The sequence below is a fragment of the Vreelandella piezotolerans genome (genome assembly GCF_012427705.1).
In the GTDB taxonomy this organism is placed as follows: domain Bacteria; phylum Pseudomonadota; class Gammaproteobacteria; order Pseudomonadales; family Halomonadaceae; genus Vreelandella; species Vreelandella piezotolerans.
Genome location: NZ_CP048602.1, coordinates 2306022 through 2328225, shown reverse-complemented (window position 1 = coordinate 2328225; position 22204 = coordinate 2306022). Strand labels below are relative to the sequence as shown.

23 protein-coding genes and 1 other RNA gene are annotated in these 22204 nt (G+C 57.6%); 18 read left to right on the top strand and 6 right to left on the bottom strand.

Annotated elements, in window-relative coordinates:
- Nucleotides 1–5: 5 nt before the first annotated feature.
- A complete protein-coding gene (hisD, locus tag GYM47_RS10720) occupies nucleotides 6–1325 on the top strand; it encodes a histidinol dehydrogenase (RefSeq protein WP_139527173.1) in 1320 nt (439 codons plus the stop codon).
- Nucleotides 1326–1349: 24 nt separating this feature from the next.
- Here the strand turns inward: hisD and GYM47_RS10715 are convergent, their stop codons facing one another.
- Nucleotides 1350–2615 (bottom strand): Do family serine endopeptidase, encoded by a 1266-nt coding sequence (locus tag GYM47_RS10715; protein ID WP_153842870.1) that lies wholly within the window; start codon nucleotides 2613–2615, stop codon nucleotides 1350–1352.
- A 140-nt stretch (nucleotides 2616–2755) separates the two neighbouring features.
- Between GYM47_RS10715 and GYM47_RS10710 the strand changes: the two genes are divergently transcribed.
- Nucleotides 2756–3517, top strand: a complete 762-nt coding sequence (locus tag GYM47_RS10710; protein WP_153842871.1) for a Nif3-like dinuclear metal center hexameric protein — start codon at nucleotides 2756–2758, stop codon at nucleotides 3515–3517.
- A gap of 97 nt (nucleotides 3518–3614) precedes the next feature.
- Here the strand turns inward: GYM47_RS10710 and GYM47_RS10705 are convergent, their stop codons facing one another.
- Nucleotides 3615–4052: a ZapG family protein gene (locus GYM47_RS10705; RefSeq protein WP_139527176.1), complete on the bottom strand. Its 438-nt coding sequence runs from the start codon at nucleotides 4050–4052 to the stop codon at nucleotides 3615–3617.
- Between the two features lie 216 nt (nucleotides 4053–4268).
- On the opposite strand from GYM47_RS10705, the gene zapE reads away from it, so the two are divergent.
- The 8 genes from zapE (at nucleotide 4269) to GYM47_RS10665 (ending at nucleotide 10620) form a co-directional block, all read left to right on the top strand.
- Entirely contained in the window at nucleotides 4269–5450 is a 1182-nt protein-coding gene (zapE, locus tag GYM47_RS10700) for a cell division protein ZapE (protein WP_153842872.1), read from the top strand.
- 172 nt (nucleotides 5451–5622) lie between these two features.
- Nucleotides 5623–6051 (top strand): 50S ribosomal protein L13, encoded by a 429-nt coding sequence (gene rplM / locus GYM47_RS10695; protein ID WP_139527178.1) that lies wholly within the window; start codon nucleotides 5623–5625, stop codon nucleotides 6049–6051.
- Between the two features lie 13 nt (nucleotides 6052–6064).
- Nucleotides 6065–6454, top strand: a complete 390-nt coding sequence (rpsI, locus tag GYM47_RS10690; RefSeq protein WP_139527179.1) for a 30S ribosomal protein S9 — start codon at nucleotides 6065–6067, stop codon at nucleotides 6452–6454.
- A gap of 208 nt (nucleotides 6455–6662) precedes the next feature.
- Nucleotides 6663–7262 carry a ubiquinol-cytochrome c reductase iron-sulfur subunit gene (gene petA / locus GYM47_RS10685; protein WP_044629967.1) on the top strand — a complete coding sequence of 200 codons (600 nt, stop codon included), beginning with the start codon at nucleotides 6663–6665 and terminating at the stop codon, nucleotides 7260–7262.
- Nucleotides 7262–8521: a cytochrome b gene (locus GYM47_RS10680; RefSeq protein WP_153842873.1), complete on the top strand. Its 1260-nt coding sequence runs from the start codon at nucleotides 7262–7264 to the stop codon at nucleotides 8519–8521. Before petA ends, GYM47_RS10680 begins: the two co-directional genes overlap by 1 nt.
- The gene (locus GYM47_RS10675) at nucleotides 8521–9288 is read left to right on the top strand and encodes a cytochrome c1 (RefSeq protein WP_153842874.1); all 768 of its coding nucleotides are present in this window, start codon (nucleotides 8521–8523) and stop codon (nucleotides 9286–9288) included. Before GYM47_RS10680 ends, GYM47_RS10675 begins: the two co-directional genes overlap by 1 nt.
- A 150-nt stretch (nucleotides 9289–9438) precedes the next feature.
- On the top strand, nucleotides 9439–10065 hold the full coding sequence (gene sspA, locus GYM47_RS10670) for a stringent starvation protein SspA (protein ID WP_139527182.1): 627 nt from the start codon (nucleotides 9439–9441) through the stop codon (nucleotides 10063–10065).
- Nucleotides 10066–10119: 54 nt separating this feature from the next.
- A complete protein-coding gene (locus tag GYM47_RS10665) occupies nucleotides 10120–10620 on the top strand; it encodes a ClpXP protease specificity-enhancing factor (protein WP_153842875.1) in 501 nt (166 codons plus the stop codon).
- Nucleotides 10621–10685: 65 nt separating this feature from the next.
- On the opposite strand, the gene GYM47_RS10660 is transcribed toward GYM47_RS10665, so the two are convergent.
- The 4 genes from GYM47_RS10660 to GYM47_RS10645 are packed head-to-tail and all read right to left on the bottom strand — an operon-like array spanning nucleotide 10686 to nucleotide 13788.
- Nucleotides 10686–11258 (bottom strand): BON domain-containing protein, encoded by a 573-nt coding sequence (locus GYM47_RS10660; RefSeq protein WP_139527184.1) that lies wholly within the window; start codon nucleotides 11256–11258, stop codon nucleotides 10686–10688.
- Between the two features lie 44 nt (nucleotides 11259–11302).
- Complete coding sequence (locus tag GYM47_RS10655; RefSeq protein WP_139527185.1) at nucleotides 11303–11896, bottom strand: phosphoheptose isomerase; 594 nt, start codon at nucleotides 11894–11896, stop codon at nucleotides 11303–11305.
- A 22-nt stretch (nucleotides 11897–11918) separates the two neighbouring features.
- Entirely contained in the window at nucleotides 11919–12290 is a 372-nt protein-coding gene (locus tag GYM47_RS10650; protein ID WP_153842876.1) for a YraN family protein, read from the bottom strand.
- Nucleotides 12280–13788: a penicillin-binding protein activator gene (locus GYM47_RS10645; protein WP_139527187.1), complete on the bottom strand. Its 1509-nt coding sequence runs from the start codon at nucleotides 13786–13788 to the stop codon at nucleotides 12280–12282. The genes GYM47_RS10650 and GYM47_RS10645 overlap by 11 nt, the downstream gene beginning before the upstream one ends.
- Before the next feature lie 113 nt (nucleotides 13789–13901).
- On the opposite strand from GYM47_RS10645, the gene rsmI reads away from it, so the two are divergent.
- From rsmI to mraY, 8 genes are all read left to right on the top strand, one after another.
- The gene (gene rsmI, locus GYM47_RS10640; RefSeq protein WP_139527188.1) at nucleotides 13902–14759 is read left to right on the top strand and encodes a 16S rRNA (cytidine(1402)-2'-O)-methyltransferase; all 858 of its coding nucleotides are present in this window, start codon (nucleotides 13902–13904) and stop codon (nucleotides 14757–14759) included.
- A gap of 32 nt (nucleotides 14760–14791) precedes the next feature.
- Nucleotides 14792–15163, top strand: an RNA gene (gene rnpB, locus GYM47_RS10635) — RNase P RNA component class A.
- A 52-nt stretch (nucleotides 15164–15215) separates the two neighbouring features.
- Nucleotides 15216–16169: a 16S rRNA (cytosine(1402)-N(4))-methyltransferase RsmH gene (rsmH, locus tag GYM47_RS10630; protein ID WP_168444454.1), complete on the top strand. Its 954-nt coding sequence runs from the start codon at nucleotides 15216–15218 to the stop codon at nucleotides 16167–16169.
- A 2-nt stretch (nucleotides 16170–16171) separates the two neighbouring features.
- The gene (gene ftsL, locus GYM47_RS10625; protein WP_139527190.1) at nucleotides 16172–16507 is read left to right on the top strand and encodes a cell division protein FtsL; all 336 of its coding nucleotides are present in this window, start codon (nucleotides 16172–16174) and stop codon (nucleotides 16505–16507) included.
- Entirely contained in the window at nucleotides 16504–18210 is a 1707-nt protein-coding gene (locus tag GYM47_RS10620; RefSeq protein WP_139527191.1) for a peptidoglycan D,D-transpeptidase FtsI family protein, read from the top strand. Before ftsL ends, GYM47_RS10620 begins: the two co-directional genes overlap by 4 nt.
- Before the next feature lie 16 nt (nucleotides 18211–18226).
- Nucleotides 18227–19717, top strand: a complete 1491-nt coding sequence (locus tag GYM47_RS10615) for a UDP-N-acetylmuramoyl-L-alanyl-D-glutamate--2,6-diaminopimelate ligase (RefSeq protein ID WP_153842877.1) — start codon at nucleotides 18227–18229, stop codon at nucleotides 19715–19717.
- Entirely contained in the window at nucleotides 19714–21072 is a 1359-nt protein-coding gene (locus GYM47_RS10610; protein WP_153842878.1) for a UDP-N-acetylmuramoyl-tripeptide--D-alanyl-D-alanine ligase, read from the top strand. The genes GYM47_RS10615 and GYM47_RS10610 overlap by 4 nt, the downstream gene beginning before the upstream one ends.
- A gap of 9 nt (nucleotides 21073–21081) precedes the next feature.
- On the top strand, nucleotides 21082–22164 hold the full coding sequence (gene mraY / locus GYM47_RS10605) for a phospho-N-acetylmuramoyl-pentapeptide-transferase (protein WP_139527194.1): 1083 nt from the start codon (nucleotides 21082–21084) through the stop codon (nucleotides 22162–22164).
- The last annotated feature ends 40 nt before the right edge of the window (nucleotides 22165–22204 follow it).

Here is a 22204-nt window from a genome sequence, read left to right as displayed (position 1 = left end):
TCATCATGAGCGATACAACCACAGCCACCATTGCCCGCCTATCGACCCGTGATGCGGCTTTTCATCAGCGCCTAGATGCGCTGTTGGATTGGGAGGGCGTGTCTGATAAAGCGGTGCAGGCTCGTGTTGAGGAAATCTTGGCAGACGTCAAACAGCGTGGCGATCAGGCGGTCATCGAGGCAACGAATCGTTTTGACCGTTTGTCCGTCGACGCCATGGAGCAGCTATGCCTCACGCCTGACCAGTTAAAAAAAGCGTATGACGGATTGCCTGCCGAGCAACGGGATGCGCTAGCGATTGCCGCCGAGCGCATCAAGCGCTACCACGAGCGGCAAAAACCGACCTCCTGGCAATACGAAGAGGCTGACGGGACGGTGCTCGGCCAGAAAGTCACGCCGCTCGATCGGGCCGGTATTTATGTGCCGGGTGGGAAGGCTGCCTATCCGTCCTCCGTATTGATGAATGCCATCCCTGCCCACGTGGCGGGCGTGCGTGAAATCGTCATGGTGGTACCTACGCCCGATGGCGTGTTGAATGATCTAGTATTAGCGGCAGCGCATCTGGCGGGCGTGGACTACGTGTTCACCATTGGCGGCGCTCAAGCCGTCGCCGCGCTGGCTTACGGGACACAAAGCGTTCCACGTGTCGATAAGATCGTGGGGCCGGGTAACATCTACGTCGCCACGGCTAAACGGGCCGTATTTGGGCAGGTCGGTATCGATATGATTGCGGGGCCTTCGGAAATCATGGTGGTGTCGGACGGGAAAACCGACCCGGATTGGATCGCCATGGATCTCTTTTCTCAGGCAGAGCATGATGAAGATGCGCAAGCCATTCTCGTGAGCTGGGACGCCGAGCATTTGGATGCTGTGGCGAGTTCCATCGAACGATTGCTGCCGACGCTAGAGCGGGAGCCAATTGCACGCGCGTCGCTGAATCGCCGCGGTGCATTGATTCTGTGTCGCGATCAGGCAGAAGCCGTCGAGATGATCAATCGTATTGCGCCAGAGCATCTCGAGCTGTCAGTGGCCGAGCCCGGCGCATGGCTGGATGATATTCGCCATGCAGGGGCGATCTTCATGGGGCGACACACGTCAGAAGCGTTGGGCGACTACTGTGCAGGCCCGAACCACGTTCTGCCGACGTCGGGAACTGCGCGGTTCTCCTCCCCGCTAGGCGTGTACGACTTTCAGAAGCGCTCCTCGATCATCCATTGCTCACCTGAAGGGGCATCCGAGCTGGGTAAGGTGGCCTCCGTACTGGCGCGTGGCGAATACCTTACGGCTCATGCCCGTTCAGCGGAGTATCGCATTCGCAATCGATGAGCAGTTCGGTCGGGCAGGGCGGTGCTAGGAGCCGCTCTGCCGGTCGGCCGATGTGGCATTGGTCGGCACGGGACGCTCGCCTACCTCAACGGTCATTTCCATGCGTTCGCCGCCGCGTACGATCGTCAGCGGCAGCGACGTCCCTGGTGGGATCGACGCGATATCGCTCATGGTCGCCCTAGCATCCAGAATGACCTGTCCATCGATGGAGAGCAGTACGTCGCCTGGCTGTAAGCCTGCCTGGGCGGCAGGTCCGCCACTCACCACGCCTGCGACGATGACGCCCTGGGGCGTACGCAACCCAAACGACGCGGCCAGCTCGCGCGAAAGCGCTTGGGCCTCGATGCCCAGCCATCCCCGAATGACTCTTCCGCGCGTCACCAACTCATCCAATATGCTGTGTGCGAGGTTGGCGGGAATCGCAAAACCAATTCCCTGAGAGCCCCCGGAGCGAGAGAAAATGGCGGTATTGATACCCACCAGAGCGCCCTCTGGATTGACCAGTGCCCCGCCCGAATTACCGGGGTTAATGGCTGCATCGGTCTGAATGAAGTCTTCGTAAGCGTTCAGGCCCAAATGGCTTCGTCCAGTGGCGCTGATGATGCCCATGGTGACGGTCTGCCCCACGCCAAAGGGGTTGCCAATGGCCAGCGCCACATCGCCGACGGCGACCTCCTCCGAGTCAGCAAGCTCGATGACCGGCAAGTCTTCTAGACCGATCCGCAGCACGGCCAAATCGCTCTCTGGATCGGTGCCGATGACCTCTGCCAGGGTTTCGCGACCGTCGCGAAGCGCGACCTGGATTTGGTCGGCGCCGTTGATGACGTGATGGTTGGTCAGTACATAGCCATCATTGCTAACGATGACGCCCGATCCGAGGCTCGACAGCATACGCTGGTGGGTGGTGGCGTCGTCGCCGCTAAAAAACTGGTTGAAGAACGGGTCGGACATTAGCGGGTGCTGGTCGCGCTCGACGATGCGTGAAGAGTAAATGTTCACCACGGCGGGAGCGGCTTGGTTGACGGCATTGGAGTAACTGGCTGGGCCTTGATGTCGGGTCAGCGGAGCCGCTTGCCTGATATCCGGTGCCGGGCGATTCGCGCTTGATTCACTGCTAGTGGTGGGCACCAATGCGGGCGGAGTCTCGACGTTAGCAGGCGGAGCCTCCGACACGGGGGGCGTGTGGCGGAACGGGTTGGGTAGCTGCTCCGGAAAGGCGAGCAGGATAACGGCCGCTAGCAGAAGCCCCGTAAGTACGGGCCAGAGATAAGGCAGCACTGAACGGTGCATGCGAAAGTTCCTCAGCGTGTGGCAGTCTAAACGGTCGCGAGGTTCGCGATAACGTAAAGCGAGTTTTACAATGGCGCTATGGTAACACCGAATGACGCTGCGCCTCACGGGGCTGTACTTAATTGTGAAAAGGAGGGAACGTGAATCATCGTGATCAACTGGTCGCTGCCTGTGACCACCAGTTACGCTCTGCTCAATTCAAAGATTTCACGGTCAATGGCCTGCAAATCGAGGGACGAGAGCAAGTGCGTCGCGTCATGTCGGGGGTAACGGCCTGCCAAGCGCTGCTCGACGAGGCCGTCGCATGGCAGGCCGATATGGTGCTCGTTCATCATGGCTATTTCTGGAAGAACGAGCCTGTTGCCATCACCGGTATGAAGCAGCGTCGGATCAAAACGTTGCTGGCCAACGATATCAGCTTGCTGGCTTACCATTTGCCGCTTGATGCTCATACAGAGATGGGCAATAACGCGCAGTTGGCCAAGCGAATGGGCTGGAAAGTCGAGGGATGCCTAGACGGTGAGTTGGGAGAGGGGCTGCTCTGGTCGGGCCGGTTGGTGGTTCCACAATCAATTGGCGAGTTGGCCCGCCAAGTAGCGGGTGTTCTCGCCCGCGAGCCGCTGCTGGTCGAGGCGCCGTGTCAGAAGCCAATCGAGCGAGTCGCATGGTGTACCGGTGGTGCGCAAGACATGATTACGGAAGCCTATGAGGCCGGTGCGCAGGTGTTCGTTTCAGGAGAGGTCTCTGAACGGACGACCCATTTAGCGCGTGAAATGGGAATTCATTACTTGGCAGCAGGCCATCACGCGACCGAGCGCTACGGTGTGCAGGCGCTCGGCGAGTGGCTGGCCAGTGAGTTCGATGTTGAGCATCGCTTCGTCGACATTGATAACCCCGCCTAGCGAAAGGCTTCAGCTGTCGCACAGGTGCAGACCAGGGTGATACTGACACGTTGCCCTGGTCGCGTCTGAGTTACGCAAAAGTGCGCTCATGAATAGGTTAGTAGCGTGGCGGCTGAGGAGAGTCGACGTCGGTTGCTTTGCTCTCTTTCAAGCCGAAATCTTCCGATAGCGTACCGTTTTTGCCAGCGGCGTAATCTCTTGGCATGGCAACGCTTGAGTCGCTGTCTGGCATCGCAATGGGCTCAGAAGGCGTTTTGACGCTGGGTAATTTCCACTGCTTGGCCTCGTCTTCGATGTGCTGTTCGAGGTGATCAGCCTCATGGCGAATGTTCTCAAGGCGCTGCTGTATGCCCGTGAGGTGGCTGCTCATGTTTTTCTTCAAGTCGGCGATCTGGTGTTCACGTTCAAGCAGTGTCTGCTTGAGTGAAGCGACGTCTCGCGCACCTTTGCTAAAGAGCCGATAGCATACCAAGCCGATGACGAACCCTACGGCCAAGCCGATAAGTGCAAAAGTAAATGGCGAGCTTGCTTCCACAGTCCTTCTCCCTAAGTAATGCGCGCCGCTGTGTACAGGGCGTGACTTTAAAAACCGCCCCATTATAGGCGCGTCTCAGTCGGTTGGGTCAATCCGCTCATGCGCTTAGCCTTCAAGCGACGTATAATCACTCCCATTTTTGTCGAGTCCGTTTTGTTAGGCGCCCCTAGCGGTGCCTGCAAAAAGGTAAGGGCCATGCGTTGCGGGAGCACCTTCATGCCATCAGTATCTGAGCGTCAGGCCTCCGGCCACACTCGTCGTCCCACGCCGCTTGAGCGCTATCAAGACGACCTCCAGCGCAGTGATTTTCAGTATGACCCGGCCCAAGAGCAGGCGGTCAAGCATCTCCAGCGGCTCTATGATGAGCTGTTGGCGACGCCAACGACGGTGCCCAAGGCTGTGGTGGCCAGCAAAGGAATCAAAGCCAAAATGGCAGGTTTGCTGGGTAAGAAGCATGCGCCTGCCAAACCGCCGTTGCCCCAAGTAAAAGGGCTCTACTTCTGGGGAGGCGTGGGGCGTGGTAAGACCTACTTGGTCGATACCTTTTATGAAGCGCTGCCGTTTCCTGAAAAGATGCGCACGCACTTTCATCGCTTCATGCAGCGAGTTCACAATGAGCTGACCCATTATAAAGGCGAGAAAAACCCACTCACACTTATTGCGGGTAAGTTTGCCGCCGAAGCGCGTGTCATTTGTTTCGATGAGTTCTTCGTCAAGGACATCACCGACGCCATGATTCTCGCCAACTTGCTTGAAGCGCTTTTCGAGCGTGGCGTGGTGTTAGTGGCGACCTCGAATATCGTTCCCGACGAGCTGTATAAAGATGGATTGCAGCGTGCGAGATTCGTGCCTGCCATTGAATTGCTGAATCGTCATTGTGAGGTGGTCAATGTCGACTCGGGTATCGATTATCGTCTGCGGGCGCTGGAGCGTGCTGAAATTTTTCATGCGCCTCTCGACGCTGCTGCCGAAAGAGAGCTGGCGCGCAGCTTTCGAGAGATTGCTGGTCAGTCAGGTGAGGAGAACGCGCCATTGGAGGTCAATCACCGGGTGCTTAAAACGCGTCGCTTGCATGAGGATGTCGTGTGGTTTGAGTTTGCTGAGCTGTGTGACGGGCCGCGTAGCCAAAATGACTATATCGAACTAGCCCGCGAGTTCCATACCGTTTTGGTAGCCAACGTGCCGCGTATGGACGGCAAGACAGACGATCAAGCACGACGCTTCATCAATATGGTGGACGAGTTTTATGATCGTGGCGTAAAGCTGTTGATGTCGGCAGAGGTGCCGGTGGAATCCCTCTATAGTGACGGGAAGCTGACCTTCGAATTCCAGCGCACGCTATCTCGGCTGCAGGAAATGCAGTCGCGCGAATACTTGGCGCTGGCGCACAAGCCCTAGCGTGGGGGATGTAAAAAAAGTCATGGGACACTTAACTTGAGCAGATGGTTGCTGTAGAATGCCGCCTCGCTGCACGTTGCTGGCATTAGTCGGCAACCAAAAAAAATAGGGATGGTGCTTCACCGCTTGGCGGTGTGAGTTACCCAACACACTTAATCTGGTGATTTCATCCATGAAGACGTTCAGTGCTAAGCCGCAGTCCGTCCAGCGCGACTGGTACATTGTCGACGCTACGGACAAAACGCTCGGTCGTCTGGCAACCGAGATTGCTCGCCGCCTGCGTGGCAAGCATAAGCCCGAGTTTACCCCGCACGTTGATACCGGCGATTACATTGTTGTCGTTAACGCAGAGAAAGTCCAAGTGACGGGTAACAAGGCAAAAGCCAAGACTTACTACCGCCACACAGGTTACCCGGGCGGTCTGCGCTCCATGACATTCGACAAAATGATCGATCACGCTCCCGAGCGTATCATCGAGTCTGCCGTCAAAGGCATGCTGCCGAAAGGTCCGCTGGGTCGCGCCATGTACTCCAAGTTGAAAGTGTACGCCGGTGCCGAGCATCCGCACGCTGCCCAGCAGCCGCTTGAACTGAACATCTGAGGAAATCTTCGCCATGACACAGCAGTATTACGGTACCGGGCGCCGCAAGACTTCCACCGCTCGCGTGTTTCTGAAGCCGGGTTCCGGCAAAATTACCGTCAACAACCGCGAACTCGACCAGTACTTCGGTCGTGTGACGGGTCGTATGGTTGTGCGTCAGCCGCTCGAGCTGACCGAGACGCTGAACCAGTTCGATGTGTACGTCACCGTTGAAGGCGGTGGCGGCTCTTCACAAGCCGGCGCTATTCGTCACGGCATTACACGTGCCCTGATGGATTACAACGAGGACTTGCGTCCTACGCTGCGCGCAGCGGGTTATGTCACCCGTGATGCTCGTCAGGTCGAGCGTAAGAAAGTCGGTCTGCGTAAAGCACGTCGTCGTCCGCAGTTCTCCAAGCGTTAATTCTACGCTATGCGGCAAAAACGCCCAGGTCAAAGACCTGGGCGTTTTTTATTGGAATATCAAAAAATTATAACGCTCCTACCACCATGGTCCGGGGCGGTTGTTCTTGTGCAGAGCGTTTTGTTTTTTTAACATAGACTGTATTTGATATTCGTCGTCGCAAGACGCCTTTGCGACGGAACGGGTAAGCTGATGGGAGAAACCAGAAATGGCAGATAACGGCGTAAACAAAGGTCGGCGCCGTTTCCTCGTGGGCGCCACCTCCGTTGTGGGGGCGGTGGGCGCTGTCGGGGTTGCGGTCCCCTTTGTGGCATCTTGGCAGCCTAGTGCCAAGGCAAGAGCGGCAGGCGCGCCGGTTCAAGCGGATATTTCCAAGCTTGAGCCAGGTCAGCGTATGACCGTCGAGTGGCGTGGTCGCCCGATTTGGATCATTAATCGTACGCCTGAGATGATCGAACGGACCGAAGCGCTAGGGGCTGACAGCTTGGCGGACCCAGAGTCCGAAGTGCCACAGCAGCCTGCCTATATCCAGGGTGGTCTGCGCTCGATCAAGCCTGAGATTGGTGTCTTGATCGGCATCTGTACCCATTTGGGCTGTTCTCCCTTGTATCGGCCCGAGCCGGATGCGGAAGGGGTGGGCGTCGATAACTGGCCGGGTGGTTTCTTCTGCCCATGCCACGGCTCTCGTTTTGACTTGGCCGGTCGCGTCTTTAGCAACGTTCCTGCGCCGACGAACCTTGAAGTGCCGCCCTACCGCTTTGAAAGCGATGACATCATCGTGGTCGGCGAAGATGAGGAGAGTGCCTAATGGCTAATCCAAATAAGGCGAAGGCCGAGAGTGGCATCATGCGCTGGGTGGACGACCGATTCCCCGCCACGCAAATGATGCAAGACCATCTGACGAAGTACTACGCGCCGAAGAACTTCAACTTCTTCTATATATTTGGTGTGCTGGCGCTGCTGGTGCTGGTCAACCAAATCCTGACTGGCGTTTGGTTGACCATGAGTTTCAATCCCTCTGCCGAAGGCGCGTTTGCCTCCGTCGAGTACATCATGCGTGATGTCGAATGGGGCTGGTTGATTCGCTACATGCATACGACGGGGGCATCCGCCTTCTTCGTGGTCATCTATCTGCATATGTTCCGCGGCTTGCTTTATGGTTCCTACAAAGCGCCACGTGAGCTGGTGTGGATTTTTGGTATGGCCATCTATCTTCTGCTGATGGCCGAAGCCTTTATGGGCTATCTGCTCCCATGGGGTCAAATGTCTTACTGGGGGGCGCAGGTCATTATCTCGCTGTTCTCGGCCATCCCGGGTATTGGCCCTGATCTAGCGCAGTGGGTGCGCGGTGACTTCCTGATTTCAGGCATCACGTTGAACCGTTTCTTTGCGCTTCACGTCGTTGCGTTGCCCATCGTGATTTTGGCATTGGTCGTGCTTCACATCATTGCTCTGCATGAAGTGGGTTCTAACAACCCTGATGGTATCGACATCAAGCAGAAGAAAGACGAGACCGGCAAGCCGCTCGACGGCATCGCTTTCCACCCGTACTACACCGTGAAGGACTTGGTGGGTATTGCGGTGTTCTTGTTTGTCTTCAGTGTCGTGGTGTTCTACTTCCCGGAAGGGGGGGGCTACTTCATCGAGCGGCCTAACTTCGAGCCGGCTAACCCGCTGAAAACGCCTGACTACATTGCACCGGTCTGGTACTTCACGCCGTTCTACGCCATTCTGCGTGCGATTACCTTCTCGCTGTTTGGTCTTGACGCTAAGTTCTTGGGTGTCGTCTGCATGGGTGCGGCCATCGCGGTGTTGTTCGTGCTGCCGTGGCTCGACCGTAGCCCGGTGCGCTCGATGCGCTACAAAGGCTGGATGTCCAAAGTCATGCTACTGCTGTTCTGCATTAGCTTTGTGATTTTGGGCGTTCTAGGTGTGTTGCCGTCAACGACAGGTCGCACCATCTTGGCGCAAGTGTGTACAGCCATTTACTTCGCCTTCTTCCTGCTGATGCCGTTCTACACCAAGCTGGAGAAGACCAAACCCGTTCCGGAAAGGGTGACTGGCTAATGAAAAAGCAACTATTAGCACTGCTCTTCGCAATCGTGCCAGTCACCGCGATGGCGGCTGGTGGCGCAAGCGTGCCCCACAGCATGGAGCCTGACCTGCACGACCAGGCGTCGTTGCAAAACGGTATGAAGCTCTACGTCAACTACTGCATGGGCTGTCACTCACTAGAGTATCAACGCTTTGCACGTGCTGCGGATGATTTGGGTATTCCGCAAGATCTAGTGGAAGAGAACCTGATCTTCTCCTCGGACCTGGCATTCAATGACCAAATGCACATTGCCATGGACCGTGGGGATGCAGAGTCTTGGTTTGGCGCTCCGCCGCCTGACTTGACGCTGGAGGCGCGTTTACGTGGCACCGACTGGATCTACTCCTATCTGTTAGGGTTTTACAAAGACCCTAGCCGCCCAACCGGTGTCAACAATACGGTCTTTGATTTGGTGGCGATGCCTAACGTGTTGGAGCCTCTCCAAGGCGTTCAGGAATTGGTGTGTGCCGAAACCGATCAGCCGGTGGCGGGGCAGTCTCCCGACCCGCTATCAGGTAAGTATCAGTCTTGTGATGTGCTGCAAGTGACTCAACCAGGGGCGATGGAGCCAGCCGAGTTCGAGGAAGCGGTATATGACTTGACCAACTTCCTGGCCTACGTGGGTGAGCCCTCCAAGCTGCAGGCGCAAGCCCTGGCACCTAAAGTGCTCATCTTCATCTTTATTTTTGGTGTGATTGCTTACCTGCTCAAGCGTGAGTACTGGCGAGACGTCCACTGATCGATAAAGTCTGATAGGTCGTTCGGGCGCACGGCGAGAGCCGTGCGCCTTTTGCTTGTCTGTAGTATCGCTTTGTATCGCTGGCTACCTTCCCATAAGAGGGTGCTGGCATGTTATTATCGAAAATTGTTTTGATGCGAGGATGCTTTCATGGGTGTTGTGGCCAAGCGGTCGTCAATGATCTTTTACTCAGGTAGTGATGATCATTTCAGTCATCGAGTGCGCATTGTTTTGGCTGAAAAAGGAGTGGCGGTCGACATCGTTGATGTCACCGAAGAGCAGCCGCCTGAAGAGTTAGCAGACCTCAACCCGTACAACAGCGTCCCGACGCTGCTGGATCGTGATCTGGTGCTTTACGAGTCCAAGGTCATGATGGAGTACTTGGATGAGCGCTTTCCTCATCCGCCGCTGCTGCCGGTCTATCCGGTAGCGCGTGCACAAAGCCGACTATGGATGCATCGCATCGAGCGGGAGTGGTGTCCGATGCTCGAGCAGATTCGCACTGGCGGTAAAAAAGAGGCCGAGAAAGCGCGTAAAGAGCTGCGCGAGAGTCTGATCGGTATTTCACCGATCTTCGAAGACATGCCTTACTTCATGAGCGAAGAATTCACGCTGGTGGATTGCTGTTTGGCGCCGATTTTATGGCGTTTACCGGAGCTGAACATCGAACTGCCCGAAAAACAGGTCAAACCGCTGCTGGGTTACATGTCTCGGGTATTCGAGCGTGAAGCGTTTAAAGCATCTCTGAACGAGCGTGAAAAAGAGATGCGCGCTTGAATTCATTCGGCCTCTTCCTGTTAGAGGCCATTCACGTTAGGAGGAGGGAGCCTTATGAAGTCGAGTCGTCCCTATCTCGCCCGAGCTCTTTACGAGTGGCTGTTGGATAATGAGCTGACACCGTACCTCGTGGTGGACGCTACTCAGCCTGGTGTCGAGGTGCCGAGGCAGTTCGTACAAAACGGACAAATCGTACTCAACGTGGCGCCGACGGCTGTTCGCGACCTGTTCATGGAAAATCAGGCGATTGGTTTCAATGCGCGTTTCGGCGGTCAGCCCATGCAGGTGATGATCCCAACGCCTGCGCTGATTGCTATTTATGCCCGTGAGAATGGTGCGGGTATGGTGTTTGGTCATGAGCCTGAGCTAGATGCAGAAGGCTTCGATGAGCATGATGATTCGTCTGACGAGTCGGAAAGCGCGGGTTCGGAGGCTTCGAAACCTGAGCTGACCCTAACGGAGTCCACGCCGGACACGCCGTCCAGCGACTCTTCCGAGGCTGACACTAGCGCTGCAAAGCCCAAGAAGAAGCCCACGTTGCGTGTCGTTAAGTAACTTCTTGGGGCGTCATACATAAAAACCTCGCCAGGCATCTGGCGAGGTTTTTCCGTTTATGGGGACTAGTCGAGGTAATCGAACACCTTCACGATGCGCTGAACGCCCCCTACCGATGAGGCAGCATTGACGATGCGGTCAGCCTCTTCACGCGTCACCATGCCCATCAAATAGACGCTGGCATTTTCCGTGGTGACCTTCAGCTTTGAAGAGTCAATGCGGTCATTGGTGGCGAGCTGGCTGATGACATTGGTGGTGAGCCAAGTGTCCGTCAGTCGCTGAGTCGCGGGTAGATTGGCCGCCACGGTCAGTTCGTTGTGGACTTTTTGCACGCCACGCAGGTTGGAGGCCACGCTACCGGCCATGTTTTTTAGTTCTTCGCTGGGTACTTGTCCGACGAGTAGTAGGGCACCATTGTAGCTGTGAGCGCGGATGCGGGCATCGCCAAGGCGGGCATCTGCGCGGGCTAGGGCGCGCTCTACTTCTCGCTCGATGGTGGCATCGACGGCTTCTACGTCATTGCTGCGTTGGCCGTAGTTGGACGGGTTGGAGGCGCTATTGTTGGCGCAACCACTGAGTGCGATCGCACCACAAAGCGTTGCAGCCAGTAAGGTTTTGGAGGAGAAGCGCAGGGCCATGAGAATGACTCCTTGATCAGTAGGGATTCGCAAAACGCGCGTGATTAGTCAGCGCCGCCAAACAGTTGTTCGTCAATTAAATCACAAAGACAGTGAATGACGAGCAAATGCACCTCTTGAATGCGCGCGGTGGAGGTGGCGGGTACGCGAATTTCGCAGTCATCTTGGCCTAGCAGCGAGGCCATGTTGCCACCGTCACGTCCGGTGAGCGCCACCACGGTCATGTCACGGTCGTGAGCAGCCTGGATGGCTTGAACGACGTTAGCCGAGTTGCCGCTGGTGGAGATTGCCAGCAAGACGTCGCCAGGCTGGCCCAGTGCGCGGATCTGTTTGGAAAAGACTTCGTTGTAGCTGTAGTCGTTGGCAATGGAGGTGAGTGTCGATGTATCGGTCGTTAGAGCCAAGGCAGGTAGGCTGGGGCGCTCGCGCTCGAAACGATTCAGTAACTCAGACGAAAAGTGCTGGCTATCGCCAGCGCTACCACCGTTGCCACAAGCGAGAATTTTCCCTTCGTTGACCAAGCACTGCACCATCATTTGACTGGCGACCTCGATGAACGGAGGCAAGACTTCGCTGGCGTAGGTTTTGGTATCGATGCTGGCATTGAAATGGCTGAGTATACGAGATTGAAAGTCCATCAGGGCTTCCTAGTTAAGAGTATTAATACGCGTCGAAAGCCGCTTGCTCCCATTGGAACTCGAGAGCGGGCGGTCTGCCTGTGATGGCTAGGATATCAAAGCGACAGGGGCATGCGAGATCATGTCGTGCAAGATAGAGCGTTGCCGCACGAATCAACCGGCGGCGCTTTTGCGCGTTGACCATTTCGAGTGGATGCCCATGACGTGTCGTGGCGCGATGTTTTACTTCGACAAAGACCAGCGTGTCGCGGTCGTACATCACCAAGTCCAATTCGCCGCCCTTTACATGGTGATTGCTGGTCACTAGCTTGAGGCCACGCTGCTGCAGCCATTGAGCCGCTATTTGCTCAATGGCTGCGCCGCGTGAACGAGCGGTCTGTGGGTTACTGCTCATTATCCCGCAAACCGGGGATCAAAATGGGGGAAGGCGTACCGTTCTGGAACTTGGCCCAGGGGAGTTCGCGGTGAATGCGCCCATCATTGGAGAGCGATAGCGTGCCGGTGCTGCCGTTCAAACCGTTCAGGTCAGACAGATCCGACATGCGTTTAGCCAGTTCGTAGGCGTCCACGCCCATGGCCATCAAGCGGAACATGGAGGCGTCCGCCTCATCGCGTAGCGCTTGGTAAGTGGGGTAGAACGGCAGTACTTCTTCACCGCCTACCGCGGCATCTGGAATTTGCCACGGGATATCCATGAACATGACGTCATTGAGATCTTGGTCCAGGCGCGTTTGTAAGCGGCCTTCATGGAGATGTGACGTGGCGTAGATGGGCAGGTCCGGCGCGTAGTAGTAATCCAGCGTGGGCGGCACTTGGCGTGCATAGTCCGGGAGCGCCAGTAGGAAAAGGGCATCAATGTTGCCAAGGCGAGCGCGTTCTCCGCTGACATTGAGTGCCGTTTGCACCGCATTCGATACCGGGCTGCTGGGGTTGTAGCGCACGGCATTCGTGACTTCGCCACCTAAGCGCTGATACTCGTTCCAGAAGGCTTCACCGACTCGGCGGCCCCAGTCGTTATCGGGCACCATGAGCGACATTTGGCGTTGTCCATCCTGGTAGGCGCGGCGTGCCGCTTGGCGCGCCTCGTCTTCCGCCGACAAGCCATATTGCAGCAGACGCTGGGCCTGGTTGTTTGCGCTGCTACCGTAGTTAAGTGCCAACGTAGGTAGTGGCACGCTGTCACGCTGTTCGAGCTGAGTGACTTGGTCTTTATCGAGCGGCCCGATCATGAGTTGCGCGTTGATCTGTTGCGCCCGGCTATAGAGCTCGTCGAGGGAGAATTGCGCAGCGTCGATGAAGCTTAGCTGAACGCCGTCAGCGCTAATCTCGTGATGGCGGCGCATGGCGCTGGCTATAGTGTTGGCAACGCTGCTCAGTGGGCCGGACTCTGGCAGTGCAACAATGATACGTCGAACCTCGGTGCCGTCCAGTTCAGGAAGCGCGACTTGAACAGAGCCCGGCTGCTGGTCTAGAGCCTGTTGTGCCCACTGACGACGCTCGGCCAGCGTCTGCTGCTGGTTCGCCTGCATGGGCAGCTCGTCATCCAATACCTGTGTGGCGCGAAGGACGGCACGCGGATCGTTCAGGCCGCGGGCAAGTTCCGAGAACAGCATGGCCCAGCGAACACGGTCGGTATCGTTGAGCTGCGCCTCGTCGATGCTATTGGCGGCATCGAAGGCGTTTTCACGCTGGCCTTGGCGGGCCAGAATGTTGGCCGCTTCCAAGCGGGTGCGGGCAGCTTGCTCCGGCGCTTGCTGCTCGGCCTGACTGAGCAAGCGTCCTGCATCCTGATCAGGCACTCGATCAACCACGCTGGGGGGCTGCATGGCGCACCCGGTGATGAGAAGTGCCATGAAGGCAGTGGCCAATAGGCCACGAAGTGACTGTTTCATGTATCCTTCCTTAGTTTCCATTTGCGCTGTCGCGGTCTATCAGCTGGTTAGCGTGGCTTTTTCACAAGCATAGCGCACCGTCAGGGCAAGCCATCAACAAATCGGGAGTCATGATGACACACCAACATCCGGGCACATTGTACGTGGTTGCCACGCCAATTGGGAATTTGGACGATTTGACCCCGCGCGCCGCTCGCGTCTTGGCCGACGTATCACGTATTGCGGCTGAGGATACTCGGCATAGTGCGCGCCTGCTCGGCCATCTTGGTGTGAATACGCCGATGATGTCGTTGCACGAACATAACGAAGCCCAGCGAGTAGATACCCTGGATGGCTATTTGTTGGCGGGCGAAAACATTGCGTTGATTAGTGATGCGGGCACGCCGCTGATTTGCGACCCAGGATTCGTGTTGGTGCGTGAGCTACGCGCTAGAGGCCGAAGCGTCGTGCCATTGCCCGGTCCCTGTGCGCTGATTACGGCGCTATCCGCTGCGGGCCTGCCTACTGATCGTTTTACGTTTGGCGGTTTTTTACCTGCCAAGCCAAGCGCTCGCCGCCAAACGCTCGAGCAGTGGCAGTGTCGTGAGGAAACGCTTGTGTTCTATGAATCGCCCCACCGCATTGTTCACACGCTGGAAGCGTTGTGCGACCAGATGCCCGATCGATCCGTGGTGTTGGCCCGTGAGCTGACCAAAACGTACGAGACGTTTCTGCAGGGCTCTCCGGCATCGCTGCGCGATCGGCTCGCGGATGATCCTAACCAGAGTCGTGGCGAATTCGTGATCATGATTTCGGGTGCACCCAAGATGGAGCCAAGCGATGAGCAGACGATGTCGGCCGACGAACTGCTCGCTGCTTTGCTGGCCGAAGGTATTGGCGTCAAGCAGGGGGCGTCGGTTGCGGCACGAATGCTAGGCGGGCGCAAGCAGGAGTGGTATGCCCGGTTGCAGGCAATGAAAGGTCAGCATTGAGGCGAACGCGGGGCACTGGTATGCTTGCCGCCGGAGTTGGCCAGACAGTCGCCGCTGGTGTGCCCGTTAGGGCCGCCGGGGGAGGAAAGTCCGGGCTCCATAGGGCAGAGTGCCAGGTAACGCCTGGGCGGCGTAAGCCGACGGAAAGTGCAGCAGAGAGCAGACCGCCTAAGTCTCTGACATCAACCTTAGGGGCCGGTAAGGGTGAAAGGGTGCGGTAAGAGCGCACCGCGCGCCTGGCAACAGTGCGTGGCATGGTAAACCCCACTCGGAGCAAGACCAAATAGGGACCCAACGGCGTGGCCCGCGCTGGGTCCGGGTAGGTTGCTTGAGCGCTGCGGTGACGCAGCGCCTAGAGGAATGACTGTCCACGACAGAACCCGGCTTATCGGCCGACTCCCCATTTCCATGAAAGGCGTGCCCAGCGCGCCTTCCCAAATTTTGTGTGAGAGTACCATGCCTTCTGCTGACGCTGATCAGGTCACCCGTTTTCGTCATACCAGCGTTTTATTGGAAGGAGCGGTAGATGCCCTGGTGCATGATCCAGAAGGCGTTTACCTAGATGGCACCTTTGGTCGTGGTGGTCACTCCCGGTTGATTCTTTCCCGTTTGAGTCATCAAGGTCGCTTGCTGGCCATGGATCGCGACCCACAGGCCATCGCAGCGGCCGCTGACATAGATGATTCTCGGTTTCTTATCACTCAGCGCGAGTTCGCCCAGCTGGCGGAGTTTGCCAAAGAGCAAGGGCTCTATGGCAAGCTTTCCGGCATTCTGCTAGATGTGGGCGTCTCATCCCCCCAGCTCGATGACCCCGAACGCGGGTTTAGCTTCATGCGTAACGGTCCGCTGGATATGCGCATGGACCCTACCCAAGGGGAGAGCGCCGCCGAGTTTTTGGCCCGCGCCAATGAAGCCGATATTGCCCATGTCTTCAAAGCCTACGGGGAAGAGCGCTACGCCAAACGTCTAGCGAATGCCGTGATAAAGCGTCGAGTAGAGAAGCCCTTTACGCATACGGTGGACTTGGCTGAGGTGCTGAAAGCCGCGCACCCTGCGTGGGAAAAAGGACGCCATCCGGCCACCAAGGCATTCCAAGGGCTGCGCATTTATCTCAATGGGGAACTCGACCAGCTCGATGCCGCCTTAGAAGCAGCGCTCGAAGCGCTTGCCCCCGGTGGTCATTTGGTGGTGATCAGCTTCCATTCGTTGGAAGACCGTCGTGTGAAGCGTTTTATTCGACATCACGTGCGTGGAGATACCCATCTACCCCGAGGGGTTCCCATCCGTGACGATCAGTTGAACCGCCGTCTGGAAGCGCTGGGTAAAGGCAGTCGTCCAAGTGACGAGGAAGTCGATGCCAACCCCCGCGCGCGAAGTGCCGTCATGCGGGCGGCGCGTAAGCGAGGCTAATCATGAGTATGGAGCGGTTAGGGCTCTGGGCTTCCACGCTAAGGGCAGAGTGGCCATTCAAACTACGTCTTCGTTGGTGGCCCATGACGATGATCGGGCTGTTTATGGCCTGTTTGCTGACCGGTTTGGCCGTGGTCACGACGACTCACATGACGCGCACGCAGTTTGCCGAGTTGCAGCGGTTGGAGCAGGAAAAGAATCAGTTGCAAACCGAGTGGGGGCAGTTATTGCTGGAGGAGGGGGCCTGGTCAACGCCGGCCCGCATTGAACAAATTGCCACGGAACGGCTAGAGATGCGCATTCCTGACGTAAACGATGTCGAGGTGATTCGGCCATGAGGCGTGAAGGTCGGGGAGGGACGTCCCGCCAATATCCCATCGCGCCGCCGCTTGCCGGTGGGCGCTTTTTCTTCATCTTATTGGCCATTGGCTTGGCATCGGCGATTCTGATTGGACGGATTACGCTGCTTCAGGTCATCGACCGCCCCTTCTTGCAGAGCCAGGGTGATGCCCGCACGCTGCGCCACGAAACCATTCCCGCCCACCGCGGGATGATCACTGATCGTAACGGGGAGCCGCTGGCGATTTCGACGCCGGTCGTGACGCTTTGGGCGAACCCTCAAGAGTTGCCTACAGACGCCATCCAGCGTGTCATGCTGGCGCAGGCGCTGGGGATGTCACTGGATGACTTCGAGTCCCGAGTGGCGCGCTACAGTAGCCGCGAATTCATGTATTTGCGCCGACAGATGACCCCAGACGCTGCGCAGCGCATCCTCGATCTGCGCACGCCGGGTGTCTATCCCCAGCGTGAATACAAGCGCTACTACCCGGCTGGAGAGGTGGCGGCCCAAATACTCGGCGTCACCAACGTAGACGACGTCGGTCAGGAGGGCTTAGAGCTCGCTTATCAGCCCTACCTAGCGGGTCACCCGGGGCAGCGTCGCGTCATCAAAGACCGGCGCGGCCGCTTGGTGCGAGAGTTGGGTGTGATTCGTGAAGCGCAGCCGGGTGGAGAATTAACCCTGGCGATCGATCAACGTATTCAGTACATGGCCTATCGGGAGCTGCGTGCCGCCGTTGCCGAGCACCAAGCAGACGGTGGCGTGCTTGTGATGATGGATGCCCGTACCGGTGAAGTACTGGCGATGGCCAACTTTCCCTCTTATAACCCCAACAATCGCGCCGGGTTAGACCCTCGCGGCTTACGCAATCAAGCGCTGGTCGATGTGTTTGAACCGGGATCGGTGATGAAGCCGCTTGCTATGGCCGCTGTGCTGGAAAGCGGCATCGTTGGGCGCGATGCGGTCGTAGATACCTCGCCGGGGTGGATGCGGCTCGACCAGTTCACGATTCGCGATTTCCGTAACTATGGCGAATTGGATCTGGCGGGTATTCTCGAAAAGTCCTCGAATATTGGTATGTCACGTTTGGCGCTTCAGCTCAGCGATACGGCCATCTGGGAAAAATACAACCAACTGGGCCTAGGTCAAAGCCCAGGTACAGGGTTTCCTGGAGAGTCTACGGGAACGTTACCGGCGCGGATTCAGTGGTCACGCAGCGAGCGAGCCGCGCTCTCTTATGGGTATGGGCTCTCGGTGACGGCGGTCCAATTGGCCAGTGCCTACACGGCGTTAGCCAATGACGGTCAGCGTCTACCTCCTTCGTTGTTGAGGTTGTCAGAGCCCCCGCCAGGTATTCCTGCCATCGAGCCTAGCGTTGCCAACGACCTACTCGATATCTTGGAGACGTCGGTGGGCGCTTACACCGGCGGTCGACGAGCTCGGGTAGAGGGGTATCGCGTGGGCGGTAAAACCGGCACCGTGCGTAAAACGGGGCAGCAAGGGTATGCCACCGATGCGTATCGCAGCGTGTTTGCTGGCATTGCTCCGATTTCGGACCCGCGTATCGTGACGGTGGTCATGATCGATCACCCTAAAGCGGGCGAGTTCTATGGTGGCGCCGTAGCCGCTCCGGTGTTTTCGAGTGTCACCGGCAACGCTCTGCGGCTGTTGGATGTGCCGCCGGATTACGAGGTCGATTAGTGTTTAAGGAGATGGCATGACTCTATGCCCAGACCAGTTACGGAAAGCGTTACGCTTGGTATGGCCGAGCGCCGAACTGCCAGCGCTGCCTGACCTACCTCAGCAGCTTCATCTGATCACCGATTCTCGCAAGCTCCAGGCAGGCGATGTGTTCGTTGCCGTGCCCGGCAGCCAGAGTGATGGCCGAGCGTATATCGAACAAGCGTTGGCAAGTGGAGCCGCCCTCGTGCTGGCGCATACCAAAGAGAGTGACGTGAGCCTGGACGAACGCGTGCTGTTTTTGCCGCATTTGTCGCTGCGTCTGGGGGAGCTGGGTCGGGCGTTGTTTGACGTGCCGAGTGGGCTTGAGATCATTGCAGTCACGGGAACCAACGGCAAGAGCTCGGTGACCCACTACATTGCCGAGCTCAGCGAACGCTTGGGGACACCTGCCGGTGTGATTGGGACCTTGGGCGTAGGACGACCGGGTCAGCTGTTAGAAAGCGGGTTGACGACGCCTGGTCCCCTTGCCCTGCAATCGACGCTGGGTGAGTTGGCGCGCCAGGGCGTCAAGCGGGTTGCGCTGGAGGCCTCTTCCCACGCGCTGGATCAGCAGCGCTTGGACGCGGTGGATGTGAACGTCGGGGTATTTACCAATCTGACCCGGGATCATTTGGATTATCACGGCAGTATGGCCGCTTACGCAGCGGCAAAGGCAAAACTCTTCCGTCGAGCCGAGTTGACATTGGCCGTTGTGAACGGTGACGACCCCTTGGCTCGCTTGATGCTGGCCGGGTGTGACCAGCGCGTGCGCGTGTTGGCGACTGGCAGCGATGACGCCGTCACGCTACGGGTGTTGGATTGGCAGCCGCATGCCCTTGGACAGCAGGCGCTGATTGCGACCCCGGAAGGTGAGAAAGCGCTGCAGCTAGGTCTCATGGGGCGGTTCAATCTGGACAACGTGTTGCTGGCTATCGCCGTGCTGTATGGATTGGGCGAGTCATTGGAGTCGCTGTTCGCGGCAGCGGCTAGCCTTTCCCCAGTGCCGGGACGTATGGCGTGCTTCGGTGGTGATCGTGCACCCAGCGTGGTAGTAGATTACGCCCACACGCCAGATGCGCTACAGAGTGCGCTAGGCGCGCTGCGCGCCCATCTGGGTAGCCGGGGCAAGTTGTGGTGTGTGTTTGGCTGTGGGGGAGAGCGCGATACGGGAAAGCGCGCCGAAATGGCCAGCGTCGCTGAGCAGCTAGCCGACCACATCGTGGTGACCGATGATAACCCTCGCGGGGAGTCGGCGGCGCGTATTCGTGAGCAAATTCTCACTGGCTTTACCGAACGTGCGACGGTCGACGAGGTCGGTGATCGTGGCCAAGCTATTCTCCACGCGGTACATCAGGCCTCGCCGGAAGATGTGGTTCTCGTGGCAGGTAAAGGTCACGAAGCCTATCAAGAGATCGATGGCGTGCGTCATGCGTTTCAAGATGACGAGCAGGTTCGAGATGCATTAGCGACTCGAGGTGTCGTCTGATGTGGACGTTAACAGAAGTGGCCGCTGCACTGGGTGTCGGCGTGTCGCCCATCAACGGCGCTCAATGGGTGTCGTCTGTCGTGACCGACACGCGGAAAATCATTCCTGGATGCCTGTTTGTCGCGTTAAAAGGACCGCGTTTCGATGGCCACGCGTTCGTCGAGCAAGCAAGGGAGCAGGGGGCTGTCGCCGCGTTGGTGGAGCGTCCGGTGGAAAGCGCTCTGCCGCAGTTGGTGTGTTCGGATACGCGGCTTGGGCTGGGGTTGTTGGCCAAGGCTTGGCGTCGTCGGTTCGACCTCCCGCTCATCGCCGTCACCGGTAATAGCGGTAAGACCACGGTAAAAGAGATCACCGCTGCCTTGCTGTCACCGCTCGGTGACGTACTAGCGACCTCGGGCAATTTGAATAACGATATCGGTGCGCCGCTGACGCTGTTGCGTTTATCTCACGAGCATCAAGCGGGCGTGATCGAGCTGGGGGCTAATCATCTGGGCGAGATCGCTTGGACGAGCCAGCTCACCGCACCGCAAGTAGCGATCATAACCAACGTGACCGGGGCGCATGTTGGCGAATTTGGCGGCATGGGGCAGATTGCTCAGGCAAAAAGTGAGATCTTATCTGGGCTTGGGTCCGATGGCACGGCCGTCATCAACCGAGACGATCGCTACCACGATTTTTGGTCAGCTTGTGCCGCCCCTAGGCGTTGTGTCAGCTACGGCTTACATGAGGATGCCGACGTTCACGCCCAGGCACTTTCCTGCGACCCTCAGGGGCGGTATGCTTTCACGCTTGTTGCGCACGGCCAGCGCCTCGGTGACGTCAATCTGCCACTGATTGGGAAGCATAACGTCAGCAACGCACTCGCTGCATCGGCAGCGGCACTGGCGCTCGGCGTGTCATCGCAAGACGTGGTGGCCGGGTTGGGCGGATTGACGTCACTGTCAGGTCGCCTAAGCCTAGTGGCTGGTCTACGTCATTCTACGCTGCTCGATGACACCTACAATGCCAACCCCGGCGCAGTGAAAGCCGCGCTAGACGCGCTAGCCAGCTTTCCAGCGCCACGCTGGTGCGCGTTGGGGGCGATGGGGGAGTTAGGCGGCGAGTCGCAAGCCCTTCACGCCGAGGTGGGTCGCTACGCTGCGTCGCTGGGCATCGATATGCTGGTGACCTACGGCGAAGCAGCCCGTGCGGCCTCGGATGCCTTTGGTCGTGGGCAGCATTTTGACGATCACGAGACGCTTGTGCGTCATATTATTCATTCTCTTCCACCCCACGCCACATTGCTGGTGAAAGGGTCGCGTAGTGCTGGCATGGAAATGGTCATTACGGCATTGCGCGCGGATGAAACAAGGTAAGCGCCGTTCATGTTACTTCATTTGGCGAATTTCTTAGCCCAATATCAGTCTACGTTTCAAGTTTTTAACTATTTGACGTTACGCGTGATTTTGGCAGCGCTAACGGCATTGATGCTGTGTCTTTGGTTAGGACCGTGGGTCATTCGCCGACTGGTAGAAGGCCAAATTGGCCAAGCAGTGAGAGATGATGGCCCCCAGTCGCATCTCTCGAAAGCGGGCACCCCGACCATGGGGGGCGCGATGATTCTATTGGCAATTGCCATTAGTACGCTGGTCTGGGGCGATTTGACCAACCACTATGTGTGGGTCGTGCTACTGGTGACACTGGGGTTTGGGGCGATTGGTTGGGTCGATGATTACCGTAAAGTGGTCGAGAAGAATCCCCGAGGCCTGCCAGCGCGTTGGAAATACTTCTGGCAGTCGGTCGTGGGTATTGGAGCGGCCGTGGTGCTCTACGCAACGGCCACCACGCCTGCAGAAACCAGCCTGCTCATTCCCATGTTCAAGGACGTCGCGCTTCCGCTGGGCGTCTTTTACATCGTGCTGAGTTACTTTGTGATCGTGGGTAGCTCGAATGCCGTCAACCTCACTGATGGCTTGGATGGTTTGGCGATCATGCCGACTGTGCTTGTGGCCATGGGGCTCTCGGTCTTTGCCTACGCCAGCGGCAACGCGGTATTCGCGAACTATCTCCATATTCCTTTCATTCACGGTACCGGTGAGCTGGCGGTCTTCTGCGCCACCATCGCGGGCGCCGGTCTTGGCTTTCTGTGGTTCAACACGTACCCCGCCCAAGTGTTCATGGGGGATGTCGGTGCCCTGGCGCTGGGCGCGGCGCTCGGCGTGGTGGCGGTCATCGTTCGTCAAGAGATCGTGCTGTTCATCATGGGCGGTATTTTCGTGTTGGAAACCGTCTCCGTGATCTTACAGGTGGGCTCCTACAAACTCACCGGTCGCCGTATCTTCCGCATGGCCCCGTTACACCACCATTATGAGTTGAAAGGGTGGCCGGAGCCGCGGGTCATCGTGCGCTTTTGGATTATTACGGTGGTGCTGGTACTACTCGGCCTCGCCACGCTGAAACTGCGATAAGTTTAGACCCGATAGGCGGCGTTAGGGCCGCCTTTAGCGC